At 72.4% G+C, this 20260-nt stretch carries 24 protein-coding genes; 13 read left to right on the top strand and 11 right to left on the bottom strand.

Features of this window, described 5'->3' with window-relative positions; translation table 11 throughout:
- The first annotated feature begins 336 nt into the window (after positions 1 to 336).
- Positions 337 to 570: a hypothetical protein gene (locus tag ACZ50K_RS18520; protein ID WP_468904024.1), complete on the top strand. Its 234-nt coding sequence runs from the start codon at positions 337 to 339 to the stop codon at positions 568 to 570.
- Positions 571 to 736: 166 nt separating this feature from the next.
- Positions 737 to 1198, top strand: a complete 462-nt coding sequence (locus ACZ50K_RS18525; protein ID WP_468904027.1) for a hypothetical protein — start codon at positions 737 to 739, stop codon at positions 1196 to 1198.
- Positions 1199 to 1639: 441 nt separating this feature from the next.
- On the opposite strand, the gene ACZ50K_RS18530 is transcribed toward ACZ50K_RS18525, so the two are convergent.
- Together ACZ50K_RS18530 and ACZ50K_RS18535 are read right to left on the bottom strand one after the other, a co-directional pair.
- Positions 1640 to 2692: a magnesium and cobalt transport protein CorA gene (locus ACZ50K_RS18530; protein ID WP_468904028.1), complete on the bottom strand. Its 1053-nt coding sequence runs from the start codon at positions 2690 to 2692 to the stop codon at positions 1640 to 1642.
- Between the two features lie 56 nt (positions 2693 to 2748).
- Positions 2749 to 3192, bottom strand: a complete 444-nt coding sequence (locus ACZ50K_RS18535; RefSeq protein WP_468904030.1) for a hypothetical protein — start codon at positions 3190 to 3192, stop codon at positions 2749 to 2751.
- A gap of 150 nt (positions 3193 to 3342) precedes the next feature.
- Between ACZ50K_RS18535 and ACZ50K_RS18540 the strand changes: the two genes are divergently transcribed.
- Entirely contained in the window at positions 3343 to 3504 is a 162-nt protein-coding gene (locus ACZ50K_RS18540) for a hydrophobic protein (protein WP_468904032.1), read from the top strand.
- A gap of 103 nt (positions 3505 to 3607) precedes the next feature.
- Complete coding sequence (locus ACZ50K_RS18545) at positions 3608 to 3976, top strand: PRC-barrel domain-containing protein (RefSeq protein WP_468904034.1); 369 nt, start codon at positions 3608 to 3610, stop codon at positions 3974 to 3976.
- Between the two features lie 162 nt (positions 3977 to 4138).
- Here the strand turns inward: ACZ50K_RS18545 and ACZ50K_RS18550 are convergent, their stop codons facing one another.
- Together ACZ50K_RS18550 and ACZ50K_RS18555 are read right to left on the bottom strand one after the other, a co-directional pair.
- Positions 4139 to 4483, bottom strand: a complete 345-nt coding sequence (locus ACZ50K_RS18550; RefSeq protein ID WP_468904036.1) for an STAS domain-containing protein — start codon at positions 4481 to 4483, stop codon at positions 4139 to 4141.
- Between the two features lie 248 nt (positions 4484 to 4731).
- The gene (locus ACZ50K_RS18555) at positions 4732 to 5742 is read right to left on the bottom strand and encodes a helix-turn-helix transcriptional regulator (protein ID WP_468904038.1); all 1011 of its coding nucleotides are present in this window, start codon (positions 5740 to 5742) and stop codon (positions 4732 to 4734) included.
- Positions 5743 to 6186: 444 nt separating this feature from the next.
- Between ACZ50K_RS18555 and ACZ50K_RS18560 the strand changes: the two genes are divergently transcribed.
- Positions 6187 to 6714 carry a pyridoxamine 5'-phosphate oxidase family protein gene (locus ACZ50K_RS18560; RefSeq protein WP_468904041.1) on the top strand — a complete coding sequence of 176 codons (528 nt, stop codon included), beginning with the start codon at positions 6187 to 6189 and terminating at the stop codon, positions 6712 to 6714.
- A 135-nt stretch (positions 6715 to 6849) separates the two neighbouring features.
- Here ACZ50K_RS18560 and ACZ50K_RS18565 read toward each other — a convergent pair whose 3' ends face one another.
- Positions 6850 to 7179 (bottom strand): hypothetical protein, encoded by a 330-nt coding sequence (locus ACZ50K_RS18565; protein WP_468904043.1) that lies wholly within the window; start codon positions 7177 to 7179, stop codon positions 6850 to 6852.
- A gap of 164 nt (positions 7180 to 7343) precedes the next feature.
- On the bottom strand, positions 7344 to 7496 hold the full coding sequence (locus ACZ50K_RS18570; RefSeq protein WP_468904045.1) for a DUF2716 domain-containing protein: 153 nt from the start codon (positions 7494 to 7496) through the stop codon (positions 7344 to 7346).
- Positions 7497 to 7759: 263 nt separating this feature from the next.
- Between ACZ50K_RS18570 and ACZ50K_RS18575 the strand changes: the two genes are divergently transcribed.
- From ACZ50K_RS18575 to ACZ50K_RS18585, 3 genes are all read left to right on the top strand, one after another.
- Entirely contained in the window at positions 7760 to 8176 is a 417-nt protein-coding gene (locus tag ACZ50K_RS18575; RefSeq protein WP_468904047.1) for a hypothetical protein, read from the top strand.
- A gap of 5 nt (positions 8177 to 8181) precedes the next feature.
- Positions 8182 to 8430: a hypothetical protein gene (locus tag ACZ50K_RS18580; protein ID WP_468904049.1), complete on the top strand. Its 249-nt coding sequence runs from the start codon at positions 8182 to 8184 to the stop codon at positions 8428 to 8430.
- Between the two features lie 99 nt (positions 8431 to 8529).
- A complete protein-coding gene (locus tag ACZ50K_RS18585) occupies positions 8530 to 9111 on the top strand; it encodes a dihydrofolate reductase family protein (protein WP_468904052.1) in 582 nt (193 codons plus the stop codon).
- Between the two features lie 46 nt (positions 9112 to 9157).
- On the opposite strand, the gene ACZ50K_RS18590 is transcribed toward ACZ50K_RS18585, so the two are convergent.
- Positions 9158 to 9700 (bottom strand): hypothetical protein, encoded by a 543-nt coding sequence (locus tag ACZ50K_RS18590; protein WP_468904055.1) that lies wholly within the window; start codon positions 9698 to 9700, stop codon positions 9158 to 9160.
- A 938-nt stretch (positions 9701 to 10638) separates the two neighbouring features.
- On the opposite strand from ACZ50K_RS18590, the gene fxsT reads away from it, so the two are divergent.
- Positions 10639 to 13482 carry an FxSxx-COOH system tetratricopeptide repeat protein gene (gene fxsT / locus ACZ50K_RS18595; RefSeq protein ID WP_468904057.1) on the top strand — a complete coding sequence of 948 codons (2844 nt, stop codon included), beginning with the start codon at positions 10639 to 10641 and terminating at the stop codon, positions 13480 to 13482.
- A gap of 150 nt (positions 13483 to 13632) precedes the next feature.
- On the opposite strand, the gene ACZ50K_RS18600 is transcribed toward fxsT, so the two are convergent.
- Positions 13633 to 14574, bottom strand: a complete 942-nt coding sequence (locus tag ACZ50K_RS18600; RefSeq protein WP_468904059.1) for an alpha/beta fold hydrolase — start codon at positions 14572 to 14574, stop codon at positions 13633 to 13635.
- A 131-nt stretch (positions 14575 to 14705) separates the two neighbouring features.
- Here ACZ50K_RS18600 and ACZ50K_RS18605 point away from each other — a divergent pair, with 131 nt between their 5' ends.
- Entirely contained in the window at positions 14706 to 15368 is a 663-nt protein-coding gene (locus tag ACZ50K_RS18605; protein WP_468904062.1) for a TetR/AcrR family transcriptional regulator, read from the top strand.
- A 15-nt stretch (positions 15369 to 15383) separates the two neighbouring features.
- Here ACZ50K_RS18605 and ACZ50K_RS18610 read toward each other — a convergent pair whose 3' ends face one another.
- On the bottom strand, positions 15384 to 15845 hold the full coding sequence (locus tag ACZ50K_RS18610) for a VOC family protein (RefSeq protein ID WP_468904064.1): 462 nt from the start codon (positions 15843 to 15845) through the stop codon (positions 15384 to 15386).
- A gap of 209 nt (positions 15846 to 16054) precedes the next feature.
- Here ACZ50K_RS18610 and ACZ50K_RS18615 point away from each other — a divergent pair, with 209 nt between their 5' ends.
- The 3 genes from ACZ50K_RS18615 to ACZ50K_RS18625 are packed head-to-tail and all read left to right on the top strand — an operon-like array spanning position 16055 to position 19303.
- Positions 16055 to 17287, top strand: a complete 1233-nt coding sequence (locus tag ACZ50K_RS18615; RefSeq protein WP_468904066.1) for a cupin domain-containing protein — start codon at positions 16055 to 16057, stop codon at positions 17285 to 17287.
- Between the two features lie 28 nt (positions 17288 to 17315).
- Positions 17316 to 18425 (top strand): hypothetical protein, encoded by a 1110-nt coding sequence (locus tag ACZ50K_RS18620; protein ID WP_468904069.1) that lies wholly within the window; start codon positions 17316 to 17318, stop codon positions 18423 to 18425.
- On the top strand, positions 18422 to 19303 hold the full coding sequence (locus ACZ50K_RS18625; protein WP_468904071.1) for an amidohydrolase family protein: 882 nt from the start codon (positions 18422 to 18424) through the stop codon (positions 19301 to 19303). Before ACZ50K_RS18620 ends, ACZ50K_RS18625 begins: the two co-directional genes overlap by 4 nt.
- Positions 19304 to 19331: 28 nt before the next feature.
- On the opposite strand, the gene ACZ50K_RS18630 is transcribed toward ACZ50K_RS18625, so the two are convergent.
- Positions 19332 to 19598 carry a metal-sensitive transcriptional regulator gene (locus ACZ50K_RS18630; protein ID WP_468904073.1) on the bottom strand — a complete coding sequence of 89 codons (267 nt, stop codon included), beginning with the start codon at positions 19596 to 19598 and terminating at the stop codon, positions 19332 to 19334.
- A gap of 66 nt (positions 19599 to 19664) precedes the next feature.
- A complete protein-coding gene (locus tag ACZ50K_RS18635) occupies positions 19665 to 20243 on the bottom strand; it encodes a rhodanese-like domain-containing protein (RefSeq protein ID WP_468904075.1) in 579 nt (192 codons plus the stop codon).
- Positions 20244 to 20260: the final 17 nt, after the last annotated feature.

The raw sequence follows: 20260 nt of genomic DNA on the forward strand, positions 1-20260 counted from the left end.
ACGACCTGTTCTCGGTGCTGATGGGCGAGGACGTCGAGGCCCGGCGCTCCTTCATCCAGCGCAACGCCAAGGACGTCCGCTTCCTCGACATCTGAAGGGCGGGGCAGCGGGGCAGGAGCTCGGCGGGCCGGCACTGGTCCTGGCGTGCGGGTGCGGGAGCATCGTCTGGCGCCCGGTGCCGGGCCGACCGGCCCGTCACCCGGTCGGCGCACACCGCGCCCTCCGGGGCGGCGGTCCCCTCTCCGGCGTGTCACGGTGGCAGGGCATCGCGCCCGCTCCATCGCGCGGCCACCCACCCCTCCCATCCGTACCGACCCCTGGGCTGGAGACACCCCTGTGTTCGAACACCGACGACACCCGACGCACCGCGGCAGCACCCGATTCCTCCTCCAGGACATGCCCGCCGGCCCGGCGGGAAGGGCGGGAAGGGCCGGTGTCGCCCGCCCGGTCGAGCCGGTCGGGGGCTCCGACCGCCCCTCCCGCCAACTCGCCGCCGGCGACTACTGGTTCGCGGACGACCGTGCCGACCACCGCCGCCACGAGGTCGCCGACACCCGTCGCCCCACCTGAAGCCCCGGGAGACACGGCGTCCCCGATCGCCGTACGGAGAGGACGAGGGCCGGTTGAACAGGCCCGGAGCGAGCATGAGCGCCTGAGGAGCCGCCATCGGCCCGGACCGTCCACGCGGCGGGAGCACGGGCCGGCGGCGGCAGCCGGAAGAAAGGAACGGAACGGCATGGCACAGGCTCATGACTTCTCCTCCCCCCTGGAGGACCCGTACGGATCAGCCCACGGCCCGGCCGGGGAGGGCGCGCGGTCGGGAGAACCCGCGGCGAGGACCCAGGGTGACGCCACCCTCTTCGCCTCCCCCGGCTTCCAGGGAAACGGCACGCCCATACCCCCCGACCGCAAGGCCTACGCCTTGGCCGTACTCGGACTCGACGGCATCGCCTCCGTCAGGCTCCCCCCGCCCGCCCCACCCCGGTCGGGAGGCCCCGCGTCGTCCTCCCTGCTCTTCGTCTACGCCCGGCACCCCCAGGAGGTGTCCGAGGACGGAAAGGGAACGGACTGGGACCTGTTCGAGGCCGATGTCGCCGACCTGGGCGAATGGGGGGACAGGATCACACATGTGCGCCTGGCCTGGCGCCACGACCTCGACCCGGCCCACGGGGCCCGTCCCGCAGCGGTGGTCGAGTAGCCGGACGCATCAGCGGGGCGGGCGGGGGTCACTCGGCGGACATGGAGCCGGTGATCAGCGCGGTCACGGCCGGGAGACCTCCCTCGGCGGCCCACCAGGATGCCGTTCAGTCCGTACCGGGCAGCGTGCCAGTCCGCGGCCTGGAGGACCTCCGGGGCGCTGGCGCCTGGAGGACCTCCGGGGCGCTGGCGGCGGCATACCGGCCTTCTCCTCCGTGAGCGCCGTGGCCACCAGCGCGCGGACGACTCCGGCGAGCAGGACGGCGTCCTCGGCACCCGGTTGGACATCGGGGCGTCTGACCTCGACGCAGATGGCCGCCGGCCTCGTCGAGTTTCCAGCAGACGGGGGTGACCGCCTCGATCTGGGACTGGAGCAGTTCGTTGTGCACCTCGCCCTGCTCGGCGGGGGTCCGGAGTCCTGCTTGCCGAGATCTGCCGGTGGCTACAGCCAGCGGTTGCGGCGGAACGCCCGGTAGAGGACACCGGACGCGAGTGCCATGAGGCCGACGGCGAGCGGGTATCCGTAGGTCCAGCCGAGTTCCGGCATATGGGCGAAGTTCATGCCGTACACCCCGGCGACCATCGTGGGGACCGCGAAGATGGCCGCCCAGGCGGAGATGCGCCGCATGTCGTCGTTCTGCCAGGTACCCACGCGGGCCTGCTGGGCGCCCAGCACGGAGTCCAGGAGTTCGTCCAGGGTCCGGACCTCCAGGTCGGTGCGGTGGAGGTGATCGGCGACGTCACGAACGTACGGGGAGATCGGGGAAGCCTTCGGCGGCTGGTCCTTCTCCGCCGCACCGCCCGGCAGCAGCCCCTGGACCACCGGCACGAGCGGCTGCACGGCGTCCCGGAACTCCCGCACTTCCCGTTTGAGGGAGTAGATGGCCTGGGTGTGGTCGACGCGGGAGGTGGAGAACACCTCGTCCTCAAGACGGTTGAGGGTGCCGCGCACCCGCCGGGCGGCGTCGTTGTACGCGTCGACGGCGACGTCCAGCACGGCGTGCAGCACCGCCCACGGCCCGTGCCGCAGCATGCCCGGATCCGCGCCCAGCCGTCGGGCGGCCTCGGCACAGGGGTCGATGGGCCCGTGGGTCACGGTGAGGACGCTGCGGGGGCCGACGAAGATGAGGATGTCACCGGTCTCCACCGCCGCCTCCTCCGCCACGTACCGGAGGGTCTTCAGCGCGATGGCGAGGACCTCGCCGAAGCGTTCGCGTTTCGGGCGCTGCCGACCGTGGAGGGCGTCCTCCACGGCCAGGGGGTGCAACCCCAGTTCCTCGGCCAGCCGGAGCAGCTCGCCTTCGGAAGGACTCGCGAGCCGGACCCAGGCGAACTCTCCTTCGCCCAGCCCGCGCAGTCGCTTGAGGACGGACCGGCCGGGGCGATCGGGGCGGTCAGGGCGATCGGGGAGCTCACACTCACCCTGCTCCAGGTGCTCGGCCCGGCCGGAGCCCCGTTCGTATATGACGCATTCCATCTTCCGCGCATGCTTCACCAGCGAGATTTCATGCACCGCGACACGGGACGGCCGCGGTTGCGGCCGGGGGTGCCTCAGCCGTCGCCGGGGGTCGGTGTGTGGTCCGGATGGCCGGGGGTCCGGCGTTCGGTCTTCAGCCGGGCCTCGTGGAGGTGGTCACGTCCGGCGGCCAGCTCGTCGAGGATCTCGCGTTCCATGGCCGCGAAGGGCCGGTAGTAGGTGGCGTTGTACTCCTCGATGAGCTGGAAGGTCCAGCGGCCCGGGATCACGTTGCGGCCCAGGATCTCGTGCTCCAGCCGGGCCGCCTGCTCCTCGTGCCCGGCCTCGCGCAGCAGTGCGACGGCATCGCCGAGCTCGAAGTCGGCGGTTCCGGTCAGCTGGTGGAAGCCGTAGAGGTGGCCCCGGGCCCGCTCGGTGGTCTCCAGGGCCTTCGACAGAGCGCCCAGTGCGCGCACCGTCCTCTCGTCCACGTCCTCGGGCACCCGGTGCTCCGGGTCCATCTCGCGATTGCCGTCCATGGCTACTTCTCTGCCCCCGGAGCGCCATCTCAACGTGGCTCTTCGGCCGGCCGGCGTAACGCGACACCCCCTTCCCGTCCCGGCGGCCGGTGCGAGCGGAGGTGTAGACGGGAAAACGCAGGGCATTGGCGTGTTCGGAGGTTGATAAGAATGGGTCCCCTGCTTCTGGTACTGCTCCTTGTCCTCATTCTCGCGGCTGCGGGATTCGTGGCGAAAATTCTGTGGTGGATCGCCATCGCGGTCCTGGTCGTCTGGTTGCTGGGATTCGTCGCACGTCCGAAGACCGGCAGCGGCCGCTGGTACCGGTGGTAGCGCCGGCATTTCCGGCAGTCGGCTAAGCCGGCATTTCAACAATGCGAACAACAGCTGGGTCGGAATGCAATTCCGGCTCGCACGACATGAGGAGTGTTTCATCGTGACGGAGAACATGTGGGCCTACCAGCCGTCCACCAACCGGCTGCCCGCCACTGACCTCACCGGGTTCAAGGTCGAGGCGACCGACGGCGGCATCGGCAAGGTCGACAAGCATTCCGACGAGGTCGACGACTGCTACATCGTGGTCGACACCGGGGTGTGGATCTTCGGCAAGGAGGTCCTCCTGCCCGCCAGCACCATCACCCGCATCGACGAGGACGACAAGAAGATCTACGTCGACCGAACCAAGGAGCAGATCAAGGACGCACCGGAGTTCCACCGCGACAAGCACCTCGGCGACTCCGGCTACCGCGACCAGCTCGGCACCTACTACGGCACCGGGGCCCCCTTCGGCGGCCCGCGCATCTGACCGCCCGCAGCGGTGATCACCGGCACGCGCCGGGCGGCCCCTGGTGCCACCACAGCTCGGTGGTGGCACCAGGGGCCGCTTCACGCGTGCGCGCACGCGTTCACGTACGCGGACACGAACGCGGACACGGAGGCGTACGACGGGGCCTGGGCCGGACGACGGTCAGCAGCCCTCGGGGCCCGGGGCCTCGGAGCGGTCGGGATCCGTCCCGAAGTCCCGGAACTCGAAGAGCTCCAGCGCTCCGGTCATCTCCAACAGCCTCTGCAGTTGCCTGGGCAGCGGGCCCTCCAGCACCAGCGGCCGGTCACGCCGCAGCCGCAGCAGGACCGTCAGGAAGGAGGAGTCCGCGAAGGCGACCTGGCGCACGTCCACGACCAGCGGGCCCTCGGGGGCGGCCGCCCTGCCCGCCGTCTCCAGCTGGCCCGAGGTGTCCACATCGAACTCCCCTGAACAGACCAGGGCCCACGCGCCGTCCGTCCCGGACCGCGCCCTCACCTGCGATGCCACCAAACCTCCCGCTTGAACCAGTGCACAGCTGCCGCCCGTACCCACCGGACGGCCTCATGCCACATAACACCCTGTCACGAGGGAAAGGCCTGTCGGAGCGAGGTGGTCTTCGTTTCGCGGCTCACTCCCGTCGGCGCGGTCGGAACGGTCGGCGCGGTCGGCACGGTGCACAGCCGGACGACCCGGGCCGACCCCCACTTCGGCCGTGCCCGTGGCGAGCCCTCAGCGCTGATCGCCGTCCGGGCCCGTCAGTCCCCGGCGGATACTGCGGGCGCGGCGGCTCTGGTGGCCGCCCTCGGTGTCGGGACGAGGACCTTCCCACCGAAGTCGGCCGGCCCGGCCGTACGGCTACTGCCCGGCTCGCCGGGACGGGTCGGCGCGTCGCCGGCGAGAGTGTGGTGGGGCGGGTGGCCGTAGGCGCGGGTGTAGGCGGCGGCGAAGCGGCCCCGGTGGGTGAAGCCCCAGGCGGCGGCGACCGTGGAGACGGTGGTGGTGCCGGGGGCGGCCCGCTTGAGGTCCTCGTGCGCGTGCGCCAGCCGCACCCGACGCAGATACGACAGGGGTGTGGTGCGGGCGTGTTGGGCGAAGGCGTACTGCACGGCCCGTGCGGTCACCGGCACCGCCGCCGCGATCTCCGCGAGGCCGATGTCACGGTGTGCGTTCTCCTCGATGAAGGCCATGGCCCGGCGCAGGGTGTCGCTCGTGGCGTCCCGGCTGTCCGCGGGGATCCGGGCGGTGTCCATACGGGTGTGGGGGAAGGCGTGGAGGACGGCGGTGGCCAGGAGCCGCCCGCCGGCGGCGTCCCACAGACGGTCCGCGGGCCCGTTCTCGCGGCCCGGGCCGGCGGCGGTGGCCGGGGCGGGCGGAACCCGGAGGAGGGTTTCGCGGAGGTGGGTGAGGGTCGCGGCCAGCATCCGGCCGGAGTCGGCGTCCACCGGTCTGCGGGCGGTGAACTCCAGGGGCCGCCCGTTTCCGTCTCCGTGCCCGGGCCCGTGTCCGTGCCCGTGTCCGAGTCCCGCCGCCACCGCTTCCAGGACGGGACGCCGTAGCACCGCGGCCATGTACTCGGCGTTCTCGACCCGGCCCGAGAACGGGCGCGTCCCGGCGGTGTGCAGGAAGACCTCGCCCGCGCCGAAGGACTGCCACGGCTGCCCGTCGTCTCCGGCCTCGATGGTGCCGGCCCGTACGGCGATCACGCACACCGCGTCCAGCGGCGCGGCATCGAAGGACAGGCCGAAGCCCACGCGCAGATCGTCCACGCTGAAACCCTCGGCGGCCCGCCGGACCACTTCCAGACGCCCGCCACGCGGCCCTGCCCCCGGGCCCGCATCACGGGGCCGGGCCGCGGGTCGGGCGTCCGTCTGCGCGACCCGCGCGTTTGCATACGCCGAGGACAGAAACGCCTCAGCCTCGCCGAGATCCCCACTCCTGAACCGGGCAGGATCCACCCGAGACACCTCAACCATCAAGCCCGACCAACACCAGCACCAGCACCAGCACCGTCTCCATCACCAGCAATTCCCGCACGCCCGACGCTACCTCCCCCACCGCCCCGGAAAGCAATCCACTCAGCGGGCGGGCAGCCTTCCTCGAACTCCCTCTCAGGCCCGGCCACAGGTCCTGCCGGGCGATGGAGTAGGCCGGACGCCTTGCTGTGAGCTGGTTTGGCGGGTCCCGGGCTCGGGGAGGCGGAGTCGGCTCGTATGATCCCGACCCTGCACATGCGGGTGGGTGACCAACTACTGCTCCACGGTTCCGCTTTCGGCCGGTTCATCACCGCGGCCGCGTCGGGGATCCCGCTGTGCGTCACGGCGACGCTGATCGACGGAGTGATCCTGGGACGGGCCTCCTCACACCACTCTGCGGCCTACCGCTCGGTGATGGTCTTCGGACGGGCCACCGCGATCGAGGACGCCCAGGAGCGCGCGGACGCGCTCGCGGAGGTCGTCGAGAGCGTCATCCCCGGGCGGCTGTCAGGACCGTACCCGGCCCGGCGGCCCAGCGTGGAGGAGGCCGAGTACACGGCCTGTCTGACCATGCCCATCGAGGAGTTCTCGATGAAGGTCCGCGCCGGATTCGCCCGGGACGAGCCCAAGGACGACCGAGTCGAAACCTGGGCCGGCTGGATCCCGCTGACCACCACCCCCGGGACCCCGGTCCCCGACGCCGTCACCGGCACCCGGTTCCCGGCCCCCGTGTACGACCCGGCCCTTCACCGCTTCCGGCAGTGAAGACAAGGGGAGCAGCGGCCCGTCGGCGGAGGAGGAGAGCGCCGGGCGCTGATCGGCCGGCTTGAGCCGGCCCGCGGGCGGCAAGCCGTCTGTTCCCGCACCGGCCGGGACGGCCGACCGGGCCGGTGCGGTGGGTCAGCAGTGGCTTCGCGCCTTCTTGACATGCGGTTCGGCCAGGCTCAGGTCAGAGCTGACGTTAAAGATCTGGCGGGCCTCGGCCAGTGCATCGGCCAGTGGTTGGTGGTCCTTGTCCTCCAGGGCTGCCACCCGGGCGAGTTCCGCTGCCTCGGCCAGCCGCTCGGCCTCCTTGACGTAGGAGTCGGACGACACGCCGACGGCCGTTGGCGCGGGCATCGGATCGGGCAGCTTTCGTACGAGCTCGCAGACCGGTTCGGCCTCGCCCGCCGAGCTGCAGGCGGCCAGGACCAGGATCGCCGCGGCCACTGGAACCCACCGTCGCATCACGCGCTGCACCTCTCCCCCGGCGACACGGACCCGACCACCTTAGGGACGCCCTCGACCGGCGACAAGAAGGCGGCGAGCTGAGGTCGCACTCGGCGTTCTGCTTGGCCCGGGTGGCGTTCTGGCCGTTTGCGCCGCGGAAGACCAGCCACTTGGGGGTGGCAGCGTCACGCGCGGCGTCGGATCGGTTCGCCGAGCAGCTCGGTCAGGTCTGCCTCGACCGCCGCGAGGAGCTGCGGACCCCACACGGTCAGGGTCTGTTCCCAGGGGTGGCCGAAGGTGCCCAGGCGCAGGTCCTCGGTGAGATGGACACCTTCCACTCCACCGGCTCGGCACGCTCCGCGAAGGCCCGCTGCTGGTTGCGTACCAAGGTGGCGGTGGGCGTGAGGGGAGCGTGCTCGACGGTGCCGTGCGTGCCGTAGTGCCGGCGTACGACCGGCCCGTCGACCTCGACGACCACCCCGACCGGATGCCACGCGGGGGCCTTCTCCCGCCGCCCCTCGCGGGCCGAGGCCGATGGCCGCTCGCGGGCAGGGACGGTACGGGCTTCGCAAAGTATTCGAACACGTGTTTCCATTGGGGGGTGAGAGCAACGTTCCGCTTCCCGGATGACCTCCTCGCCCTCGAACGGGCCTGGCTGTCCGCCTACGCCGACCTCGCGGCGGCCCCGCTCGGTGCCGGCACGACCGGGGCCCGGCGTCGGCTGATCGCCCTTTCGCTGCGGCTGCACAGCCACCCGTACTGGGTGCGCCCCGCCGGGGGCGGCGGCCCGGCGGACCTGCGCCGCGCCGCGCGTGAGGTGAGCGGTGGGTGCGGGGCCTCCGCCGACCCCGCCATAGACCCCGACCTCGACCCCGACCCCGACCTCGACTCCGACCTCGACCCCGACCCCGACCTCGACTCCGACCTCGACCTCGACTCCGACCTCGACCTCGACTCCGACCTCGACCTCGACTCCGACCTCATACGCCTGCGCTGCCGCGCGGCGTCGGGGAGCTGAGCGCCGTGGGGGTCGGAGTGAGCTCGGAGCGGCACGGGGGGCTGCGTGTGGTCGTGTACCGGCCCGACGGTCAGGGCAGGCGGCGGGTCGAAGCGAACGGAGTGGCCCTCGGGCGGGCCGCCGGGCTGTCCGACCTGCTGGAGTTCCTGCGCCGGATCGGCCTGGATCCCGACGAGGTCCGGCTGGACGACCCCGCACTGGTCGAATGGCGCGGCGGTGGGCCCGAGACCTGGGAGGACGAACCCGGGCCCTGAACGCCCGCCCAGCTGGGCGCTGTGGGGCGATGGGGTTCCTGCGGCAGCTGGGGCTCGCTAAGCGCTAATTTGGGCCAACCGAACGCAGAGGAGAAGCCTGTGGGCAAGGTGGTCATGTACGGCTCGGTGTCCGTGGACGGGTTCGTCGCGGACGAGAACGACCAGCCCGGACCGCTCTTCGACTGGTTGACCGGCGGTGACGTCCCGCTGGATGCCGGCGGCGTGCTGAAGGTGTCCCGGACCTCGTACGACTACACCCGGCCGTACTGGGACGGGATCGGTGTCACGATCGCCGGCCGCCGTGTCTTCGATCTGACGGACGGCTGGGGCGGGGAGCCGCCGAGCGGGATCGAGCATGTGGTCGTCGTGACGCACCGGCCGATGCCCGAGGGCTGGGATCCGAAGGCGCCGTTTCATTTCGTCGACGGTGTCGAGGCGGCCATGGCCAAGGCGCAGGAGCTCGCGGGTGACCGCGTCGTCGAGGTGGCCGCGGGCGATGTCGGCGGGCAGATGCTCGCGGCGGGGCTGGTCGACGAGGTGCGGATGGATGTCGCGCCCGTCGTGTTCGGGTCCGGTAGGCGGTTCTTCGGGTCGGTCGACGCGCAGCACCTGTTGGAGGACCCTGAGGTGGTACTCCAGGGGAATCGGGTGCTTCACCTGCGCTATTCGGTACGCCGCTGAGCCACCCGACCGGACCCGCGCCGCGCCGCCCCGCCCGGCAGCTGTCTCAGTCCTCGTCGTCCTGGAGGTGGCGGGCGAAGCGTTCGTGGGCCGACTGCCGGGTGCAGCCGAGGGAGGCGCCGATCGCTTCCCAGGTCACCAGACCGGCGCGGGCCGTACGGACGGTGTCGAGGGCGAGGGACGGCAGCTGGTCCTGGAGGAGCGCGACCGCGCGCAGGGCCGCGAGCGGCTGGGTGGGGGCGAGTTCGGCGATCCGCTCCTTGAGGACGTTCACCAGCCGGTCGATGTCCGCGGGGACGGCGCCCTCGGTGGTGGTGACGTGGTGTTCCCAGTCGGCGACCGGTCCGGTGCGCCGGCCGTGGCCTTCCGTCTCCTCGGGATCCGCGAACACGACGGGGTGGACTTCGGTGCCGCGCCATCCGCAGGTGCAGGCCGCCCGGACGCCGGCGGCGCGCTCGGACACCGTGCCGTCGCTGTCCCACCAGGCGGTGCTGCCGCCGAGGGCGGCGATCGGGGGTGCGTCGCAACCGGTGGCCAGGACGGCCACCGCGGAGCCTTCGTGTCGACCGGTCTCGTCAGCCCAGCCCATGCCGGTTTCTCCTTCGTTCGGGCGTCAGGCATCCCTGACTGACCTTCACGATGCCATGAAGTCCTGAGGGCCGGGAGGAGTTTGGGAGCATCCCTCGGCCGTGGACGGCATCCGTGCCGGGTGGCAGGCTCCGCGCTCCGGCTGCCCGAGTCGCGGATTCCCCCGTGTGGGAGGGCGGTTCGCACTACCGTCGGGTTGGCAGGAGAGCTGGTTTGCGGATACGGATGCGGATTCGGGTGCGGGTGCGGGTGCGGTGTCGCGATCTCGGGCTGGTGGTCGGCGAGCGTTCCTGACGGTGATGGGGTGGTGGGTGTGTCCCAGGGGTGGGCGTGGGCGGCCGCGACGGCGACGGGGGTCGTGGCGGCGGGTCTGATCACGGCACTGGTGGTGGCCGATCTCGACGCGGCCGGGCAGGTCGCGGGGATCGTCGGGGCCGTCCTGGCGGGTCTGGGGCTGGTCGTGTCCGTACGTTCGCTCTCCGGCGGGGGCGGCGGTGGGGGTCTACGGGTTCGGGCCGGGCGTGGCGGTGTTGCGGCGGGTGGCAGCATCATCGGCAGTGCGGTCGGTGACCGGTCCACGGTTTCCGGCACGCCCGGCGGGTCCGGTGCGGGCCCGAGTCCTACGGGGGCAGGGGCGGCGGGTTCTGCCCCTGCGGGCGACGTGCGGGCGGGGCGGGACGGCATCGCCGCAGGCGGGAACATCGAAGGCAGCGCGCTCGGCGACGACAGCGAGGCTCGGTGACCCCCTGGTGGCGCCGCAACCGCGCTCCGGAGCCCGAAGCCGCGACCGACCCGTCCACCGCCGACGGTGGCGTGGGCGGTGGCGGTCGCGGTGGCGGTGGCGCCAGTGATGGCGATGGCAGCGGCACGGACGGCGGCCGACCGGCCACGGCGCACGATACGGGTGCCGCTGCGACGGGGCGCGGGCCCGGTGGGCCGGTGTCGGTACGGGCCGGGGCCGGGACGGCGGCGGGCGGGGACATCAGCGGCAGTGCCATCGGGGCCGGGAGCACCGTCGACAACCGCCGGATCGACAACCGGCAGATCGACAACCGCCGAGTCGACAACCGGCGGATCGACGTCCACCTTCCCGCTCCGCGGGAGGTGGTCTCCTGGCCGGTGCGGATCGGGACGCCGCCGCGGCCCGCGTCCGCGTTCCAGCCCCGGCCAGCCCTGCGGGCGGCGATCGACGCCGCCCGTGCCGTCAGCGGGACCGCCGTCCTCACCGGCCGTACGGCGGCCGCCGCGCACGTGCTCTCCGGCGGCGGCGGGGTCGGCAAGACCCAGCTCGCCGCGGCCTACGCGCACGAGGCCGCCCTGCTGCCCACCGACCTCGTCCTGTGGGCACCCGCCGGCGACACCACCCAGGTCATCACCAGCTACGCCCGGGCCGCCGCGCGCGTACGCGCCGCCGGAGCCGACGGTACGGACCCCGAGCACGACGCCCGGGCGTTCCTGGAGTGGCTCGCGGGGACGGATCGCTCCTGGCTCGTCGTCCTGGACGACATCACCGAGCCCGCGGCGCTCGCCGACTGGTGGCCGCCGTCGCGTCCCGGGACCGGATGGACGCTGGCCACCACCCGCCGCAAGGATCCGGCCCTGACCGGGCAGGGCCGGTCCCGTATCGACGTCGACGCCTACACGGTCGAGGAGGCCCACGCCTTTCTCGCCGGCCGGCTCACCGCGGACGGTTACGGCCACCTGCTGGACGGCCAGGAAGGCGAACTCGCCGAAACCCTCGGACGGCTCCCGCTCGCCCTCGGGCACGCCGCCGCCTACCTCATCCACCAGCAGACCACCTGCACCCGGTACCTCCACCGGCTGCGAGACAGCCGTCACCGTCTCGACGAACTGCTGCCCGCCTGGGCCGATACCGAGGACTACGGACGCCAGATCGCCGCCGCCCTCCTGCTCTCCCTCGACGCCGCGGAAACCGCCGACCCGCACGGTCTGGTACGGCACGTCCTGCGCCTCGCCGCGCTCCTTGACCCCGCAGGCCAGCCCACCGGGCTGTGGGAGACGGCCGAAGTGCTCCAGTACCTCGTCGACGAGACCGGACGGGACGGAGTCGGCGGCACCGAGCGCGCCACGGCCGGCCGGGCCGGAGCCGAGCACGGCCGAACCGGACAGGTCGGCGCCGAGCAGGTCCGCGAAGCGCTCCTCCTGCTCCACCGCTACGCACTGATCACCTACGACAGCAGCACTCCGCACCGCGCCGTCCGCATCCACGCGCTCACCGCCCGCGCCGTCCAGGAAGCCACCCCCGCGCCGACCGCCGCACGTCTGGCCGACACCGCGGCCGCCGCCGTGTCGGCCCTCTGGCCCGAGCACAGCGTGGAACACCTCCAGCCGGACCTGGTGCCCGTACTCCGCAGCAACACCGAAACCCTCAACCGCAGCCCCGCACTCGGCCGGACCGCGGCACGGTACGACCTCGCGTTCCACTACGGCCGCAGCCTCCACAACAGCGGGCTCCACCACGGCGAAGCCACCCACTGGGAACAACTGGTCGAAGAGCTCCGCCATCCCACGAACCCCCGGCACGACGCCGAGATCTCCGCCGCCCGCGCCAACCTCGCCACCGCCTACAACGCCCTCGGACGCCACGAGGACGCCCGCCGGCTCGAAGAAGCCGTCCTCAGCGACCAGTTACGCGCCCACGGGCCCGACCACCGGAACACCCACAACGCCCGCGCCAACCTCGCCGCGACCTACAGCAACCTCGGACGGCACGAGGACGCCCGCCGGCTCGAAGAAGCCGTCCTCGCCGCCCGCATCCGGCTGCTCGGCGACGACCATCCCTCGACCCACGGCGCACGTGCCAACCTCGCGAGCACCTACAGCAGCCTGGGACGGAACCACGACGCCCTCGAACTCAAGGAACAGGTCCTCGCCGCCCGCATCCGGCTGCTCGGCCACGACCACCCCGACACGCATCTGGCACGCGCCAACCTCGCGGTCACCTACAGCGCCCTCGGACGGCACGGCGATGCGCTCGAACTCCACGAATCCGTCCTCGCCGCCCGACTCCGCACCTTCGGCGACGACCATCCCTCCACCCATTTCTCACGTGCCAACCTCGCGGTCACCTACAGCAACCTCGGACGGCATCACGACGCCCTCGAACTCCACGAATCCGTCCTCGCCGCCCGCATCCGGCTCCTCGGCGAAGACCACCCCGACACCCATCTGGCCCGCGCCAACCTCGCCTCCACCTACAGCGACCTCAGCCGCTACGAGGACGCGCGCCGACTCGAAGAGGCCGTCCTGGCGGACCGGTTGCGCACCTTCGGCGACGAGCACCCCGACACCCTCCTCGCCCGCGCCAACCTCGCCGTCACCTACAGCAACCTCGGACGGCACCACGACGCACTCGAACTCCACGAAGCCGCCCTCGCCGCCCGCATCCGGCTCCTCGGCGAGGACCACCCCGACACCCACCGCGTCCGCGCCAACCTCGCCTCCACCTACAGCGGGCTCGACCGCTACGAGGACGCACGCCGACTCGAAGAGACCGTGCTCGCCGCCCGCATCCGGCTGCTCGGCGAGGACCACCCCGACACCCACCGCGTCCGCGCCAACCTCGCCGTCACCTACGGCGACCTCGGGCGGTACGAGGACGCACGCCGACTGGAGGAGACCGTCCTCGCCGCCCGCGTCCGGCTCTTCGGCCCCGACCACCCCGACACCCGGCTCGTCCGCTCCAACCTCATCACCACCTACCGGAACCTGGGGCGGATCGAGGACGCGGCGCGGCTGACGGAGGACTCCGGGGGCAGCTAGGACCTGCCCGGCCGAGTCCCTCAGGACCTCGACGCGCCCATCCTCCGACGGGACGCTCGACGCCTGTCCGATGACGGTGGGCGGAACGAGCCCGTCGGGCGCGGCCACCTCCTCCACGATGCGCAGACCTGCCGCGGTGGGAGACTGGTGTCAGGCGGGCCCGTCTTCGGGGCGGGGGGTGTCGGTGGACTGCATGAACGACAGCATCCGGGCGTTGACCACCTCCGGGTGGTCGATCTGCGGGCCGTGCCCGGTCGCGGTGATGATCTCGGCGCGGGCCCCGGGGATCAGCCGGGGTATGCGTTCCAGCTGGCGCTTGGGGTGCACGAGCAGACTGTGCTTGCCCATGATCACGTAGAGCGGGGTCCGGATGGAGCGCAGGGCGTCCTCGGCGAGCGGGAGGGGTGCGGGGCGGCGGATCCGGTAGGCGCGGGCGCCGAGTTGGATCCACTTGCGCATCTCCGGGACGGCGATGACCGGCTGGTCCAGCCATGCGGCGAGCCGGGGGCGCAGCGGCTTGGGCGCGAAGGTGGCGAACAGGCTGATGAACACCCAGGCGAAGAAGCGCAGGCCGACCTTCTCCAGGCCGCCGGGGTCGAGGGCGGTGACCGAGACGAGTCGTTCGGGCCGGCGGTGGGCCTGGTTGAGGACGAGCCAGCCGCCGTACGAGGAGCCGACGAGGTGGACCTCGTCGAGGCCGAGGGCGTCGAGGGCCTCGTCCATCCACTGGGCGGCGCGTTCGGGCTGCCACATGGGTTCGCGGTGGACGCTGCGGTTGGCGTCGCCCGGGGTGTCGAGGGCGTAGACGGGCCGGTCGAGGCTGAGCCCGGGGGTGTTGGGGTACCACATGGCGGAGCTGTAGCCGGCGCCGTGGATCAGGACGATCGGGGTGCGGGAGGCCGCCGCGGGGTCGGTGGGGCCGTAGCGGTAGACGTGGGTGGTGCCGAAGCTCGTCTCGACGTCCGTTTCGGAGCGGGCGGGCGCGCCCATGGCGTGGACCACGTCCTCGGCGGCGAAGTAGCGGTCGCGGAGCGTGTCGTTGACATAGCGGCCGACGTCGCGGCGCGCACGGGTCGTGGTGGATACGGGCACGGGGCACCTCCGGGAAGATCCGTTCTTCGTGATACGACCGTACCATGTTGCTGGTACGGCGGTACCATGAACCGGTTCGGGGCACCCGGCTCCGGACGCGGACTCGACACCGGCCGGTGGAGGCACAGCACATGCCCAAGCGCGTGGACCACGAGGAACGGCGGAGCCAGATCGCCGACGCCCTCATCCGGGTCGCCGGACGCCGCGGACTGCACGCGGTCGGCATGCGCGAGGTCGCGGCCGAGGCCGGGGTGTCGCTGCGGCTGGTGCAGTACTACTTCGAGACGAAGGAGAAGCTGCTCTTCTACGGGCTGGCGCACCTCACCGACCGCTTCACCGCGAGGGTGACCGCCCGCCTGGCCGCCGCCGGCCCGGACCCGGGGCCGCGCGCCGCCGTGGAGGCGCTGCTGCTGGCCTCGCTGCCGACCGACGAGGAGAGCCGTACGTTCCACCTGCTGTACAGCTCGTACGCGATCCTGTCGGTGACCGACGAGGCGTTGGCCGCGCAGCCCTTCATCGACAACCCCGACGCCGCCGAGAACGCCCTGACCGGACTGCTGCACCAGGCCCAGGAGGACTCCCTGGCGGATCCGGCCGCCGACGCCCGGACCGAGGCGATCAGCCTGCTCGCCATGGCGGCCACCCTGGGCACCAGCATCCTCGTCGGCCAGCGGTCACCGGAGTCCGCCGTCGCGGTCCTGCGCCATCACCTCGACCGCATCTTCACCACCGGCCGCCGCGGGGTCGGGGACGGTTCGCAGCGGCAGCCGCGTCCCCAGCCGACGACGAGGTGAGCGGCGGCGTCCGGCCTAGCTTCGCGGGTCCGCACGGCGGAGTTCGGCCTCCAGGTCGAGCGGGCCGAACGGCTGGCGCCCCTCCACCCAGGTCTCGCGCGGGGTGAGCCACATGACTTCGAATTCCAGGCCGTCGGGGTCCTTGGCGTACAGGGATTTGGTGGCGCCGTGGTCGGTGCCTCCGAGATAGGCGGCCACCGCCGTCAGGCGTTCCCGTATGTCCACGAGTGTGGAGAGCGAATCGCACTGCCAGGCGGTGTGGTACATGCCCGGGGTCCCCGGTTTCGCCCCTCCCTCGGCCTTGGCGCGGAAAAGGCCGAGGTCGTGGTGATTGGGGCTGGTGGGAGAACGCAGAAAGGCCCTTTCGTCGCCGTGCCGCTCGATCACCGACAGGCCGAGTACGGAGCTGTAGAAATCGGCGGACCGATTGACATCACGTACCCAGAGGACCACGTGGTTGACTCGTTCGACGCTCATAGGCACCTCCGCGCCCCATAGCAGTCACGCTGGCTCGTCCTCGGTCGAATTCCTTCGCGTGCAGTGGTTTCTCATGCTAAGCACGCACGTTCGCGGCGGGTGGAGCGCGGTGCGGATGATTCGCTTTCGTCCTTTCCCGGCCCGATCGGACGACGCGGCGGGAATTCCGGGCGGTCAGGCTGGTGCGCATCGGCGACGGGAGGAATTCGATGCCGCACTACAGGAATGTGGGGAGCTATCCGCCGAAACGGCACATCTACTGGGCGGGGCCGGACGGGTCCCCGCTGGTGGAGGAATTGCTGGGCGACGACGGATTCGACGGTGAGTCCTCGCTGCTCTACCACCGGTACGATCCCGCGGGTGTCGAAGGGCGTGCCGTCTGGCAGCCCCCGTCCACGGAGTCCGATCCCTCCGGTCCGCACGCCGCCCTGCACTTCCCCCGCCGGCCGGCGCCCGCCCCCGGGACGGGTGCCGACGCGGTGCGGCATCGCATCATGCTGGTGGGCGGGGAGCGGCTACGGGTCTGGCGCGCCGTCGCCACCGACGCCTCGCCCCTCTACCGCAACGCGGGCGCCGACGAGTGCGCCTACGTGGAGGCGGGGCGGGCCCGGCTGCACACCTCGATGGGCGGTCTGGAGGTCGGGCCGGGAGACCTCGTGATCATCCCGGCCGGGGTGGTGCACGCGTGGCACCCGTCCACCGAACCACGGCCCGGGGCCGTCGCGCCTCCGGCCGATCCGGGGCGGCGGACTCCGCCGGCGGCGCACGATACGGGACCTCCGCTGCGGCTGACCGTGTTCGAGTCGGCGGGCCGGATCGGCCCTCCGGCCCGCTATCTGTCCCCGCACGGGCTGCTCCTGGAGGGGAGCCCCTACTGCGAACGCGACCTTCGGCACCCCGATCCGCCGCCCGCCGGCGAGGCGCACGGTGTGACCGTCCTGACCCGGCACGGCCGCCGCGGAACGGCGATCACCTACCGCCGTCACCCCTTCGACGTCGTCGGCTGGACCGGGACCCTGTACCCGTACGCGCTCAACATCGCGGACTTCGAGCCGGTGACCGCCCGGCTGCACGCGCCGCCGCCGGTCCACCAGGTCCTCGCCATGCCCGGCGCCGATCTGGTGTTCTTCACCCCGCGCCTGCTGGAGTACCACCCTCAGGCAGTCAAAGTGCCCTACCAGCACGTCAACCTCGGCGGCGACGAGCTCCTGCTCTTCGCGGACGGGGACTTCGGGTCCCGTGCGGAGAGCGGAGTGCGCCAGGGATCGGTGACCGTGTTCCCGCCGGGCATCCCGCACGGCCCGCCCCCCGGACTCGCCGAGACGACCCGGGCCCAGCGGGAGACCTCCGAGTGGACCCTGCTGCTCGACGGGCACGAACGCCTCGAACCCGGACGCGAGGCACTACCCCTGTTGGACCCGGACTATGCCCTGACGTGGTAGCCCCTGACGGAAGCACAGGACCGACGCCGTGACCACCGAACCGCTTCCCCTCCTCCCCATGCGCGACCTCCCCACCACGGGTGAGGAACTGCGATCCGCCGCGTCCGCGGTCGTCGACGCCCTGACAGCGGCACTCGGAGCCCCGCGCCCGACCTCGTCGGATACGCCGACCGCCGACGACCCCGTACGGCCCCGCCAGTTGCGACGACTGCGGCGGGTGCTGGCCCCGGACCACTACGAGCCGGCCGGTCCCCAGGAGGCGCCCTCCCTGGAGGACGCGTTCAGCGAACACGACGCCTTCTTCGGCGTGGCCAGGGCCCACGGCCCGGCCGACCTCTTCCTCCGGTCCCTGCTGGTCGCCGAGATCGACACCGCCCTCGACCTGGCGCGCACCCCCTCCTCCCTCGACCCGGCCGAACGCTCCGCGCTGGTGGGATCCGGCTCCGACCTGCTGTACCGGCAGAGTGCGCGTGCGCCTGCGCCGCTCGGAAGCGGAGAGCCGTCACGCCCCACACACCCCACACACCCCACACGCCTCGTACACCCCGTACGCCTCGTACGTCCGCCGGAGGACCGGACGGCGCGCCCGGCCGACGGGCGCACCGCGCAGTTGCGCTGGCAGTCCGGGCACCGCCTCTTCTTCGCGCACCTCCAGGCCATCACCGTCACCTCCGCCTGCGCCGTCCACGCCCGCACCGCCGCCGAACAGACCGCCCATCTCGAACAGACCGTGCTGTTCTGCACGAGTGCCGCGCTCGCCATGCGGCACGCCGCGGACTTCTCCCCCGAGCTCTACGCCCGTTCGATCCGTCCCACCATGACCCCGCCACGGGTGGGCGCGGGATTCAGCGGCCTGCAGACCCGTGACCACTTCCACCTGGTGCAGGCCCTCGACAGCCTCGGCACCCGGCTGCTGCCGGTGGTCGCCGGGGGCCCGGTCTACCGGGAGCTCGAAGAGGCACTGCGGCGGCTCTACGCGGCACATGTGCATGTGTGCCGGCGCTTCGGCGGGGACACGAACCCGAGCCTGCGGATGGAAGCGAGCAGGGAGGACAGCGGTACGACGGGCACGGAGCGGGCACGGCAGTACGCCGGGCTGCGCCTGCGCAAACTGGGCGGAAGGCGGTCGGCGGCATGACCGTCACGGACTGGCACGCCCATCTGTGGCCGCGCGCCTACGTCGGGTTCCTCGAAGCGCACGGCCAGGACTGTCGCCATCAGCGGGAGTTCGGGCCGGGTGACGACGGCGAGGCGATGCTGCGCAGGCGCCTCCGCCAGATGGACGACAGCGGCATCGACCGCCAAGTCCTCAATGCGGCGGCCCTGTTCCCGGGGCTGGGCCCGGCCGGGACGAACGCACGGGCGGCCCGGTTGGCCAACGAGGCCTTGGCGAAGGTCGTCCGTACGGCCCCCGGGCGCTTCGCCTTCCTGGGCGTTCTCCCCCTCCCCCAGGTGGCGGCGTCGCTGCGCGAGCTCGACCACCTCGTGAACCGGCTCGGCGCCTTGGGCGTCGTACTGCCCCCGGCCGTCGACGGCACCTCCACCCTGGGACCGCGCTACGACCCCTTGTACGCGGCACTGGACCGGGCCGGGGCCGCGGTCCTCTACCATCCGGCCGGTACCGGGTCCGGAACCGGTGTCGGACCCTCACTGTGCGAACCCGGCGCACTGGCCTGGTCCGTGGGGGCGCTGGCGGAACAGACCACCGTGGTGCTCGACTGGCTGGCCGCGGAGCTCTCGGAGCGGTTCCCGCGCATCCGGCCCATCGTCGGCAGGGCCGGCGGCGCCAGTTTCCTGCTCGACCCCGGCACCGTCGCGCGGGTCGCCGCGTCCACCCTGTGCTTCGACAGTCATACCCAGGGGAACGCGCAGGCGCTGGAACTGGCCGTACGGCATGCGGGCGGCCGGCACCGCGTCCTGCTCGGCACCGACTACCCGTTCGCCCAGGACTCCCGACTCGCCGAAGCCGTCCGCCGGTTCCGCTCGGTGACCGCCGTCCGGTCGTCGCGGTCGTAGAGGGCAGCCCCGTCGCGGTCGGCCGGGGTCAGGCGAGGGTGAGGAACAGTTTTTCGAGTTCCTCTTCGGTCATGGGGGCCTGGTTCTCGTCGGTGTTGGCCATGCACTGGCGCATACCGCTGGCGACGATCTTGAACCCGGCCCGGTCGAGGGCCTTGGAGACGGCGGCCAGCTGGGTGACGACGTCCTTGCAGTCGCGGCCCGCTTCGATCATGGCGATGACGCCCGCGAGCTGACCCTGGGCGCGGCGCAGACGGTTGAGAACTGCGTTGACTGCGTCGTCGTCGACTCTCACCGGGGCCTCCTGGATTTGCGCTCGGTCACCCATGGTACCCCAGGGGGTATGTGGGGAGCGCAGGGGTCAGCGGTCGCGGAGTGCGGCGAGGGTGGCTTCGAGGTCGCCCTGGCGCGAGCGGTTGTGCGGGAGCTTGGCGAGGAGGGCGGCCATGCCGCAGGTGTTGGTGAGGGCGGAGAACACCAGGCCCCCGGCGATGCCCGCGGAGACGAGGCGGAAGGCGGGGCGCAGGCGGCCGAGGGCGAGGCCGGTCAGGACGACGGCGCCGGCGGCGAGGCGGACCTGGCGTTCCATGCCCCAGGTGGCGCGGGCGGCGCCTTCGGGGTGCTGGAGGGCGTGGCCGCCCTCGGTCCAGGCGGCGGTGCCGCCGATCAGGGTGGCGGCGGGGATGCCGTTGGCGGCGAGGGTCGCGCAGGCACTCTCGGAGCGGGCCCCGGAGGCGCAGACGACGAGGAGCCCGCCCCGGCCGGTGGCGGCGGCCTTGCGGAGGTCGGGCAGGGCGCGGGCGAGCTGGTCGAGGGGGATGTTGAGGGCTCCGGGGAGGTGACCGGTGGCGTATTCGCCGGGGGTGCGGACGTCCAGGACGGTCAGCTCGTGGAGACGGCTGCCGGCCTGGCGGGCGTCGAGGGTGCGGGGAAGGTTCATGGTGCTGCGCTCCGTGG

It is taken from the genome of Streptomyces sp. NPDC033845, from assembly GCF_055576225.1.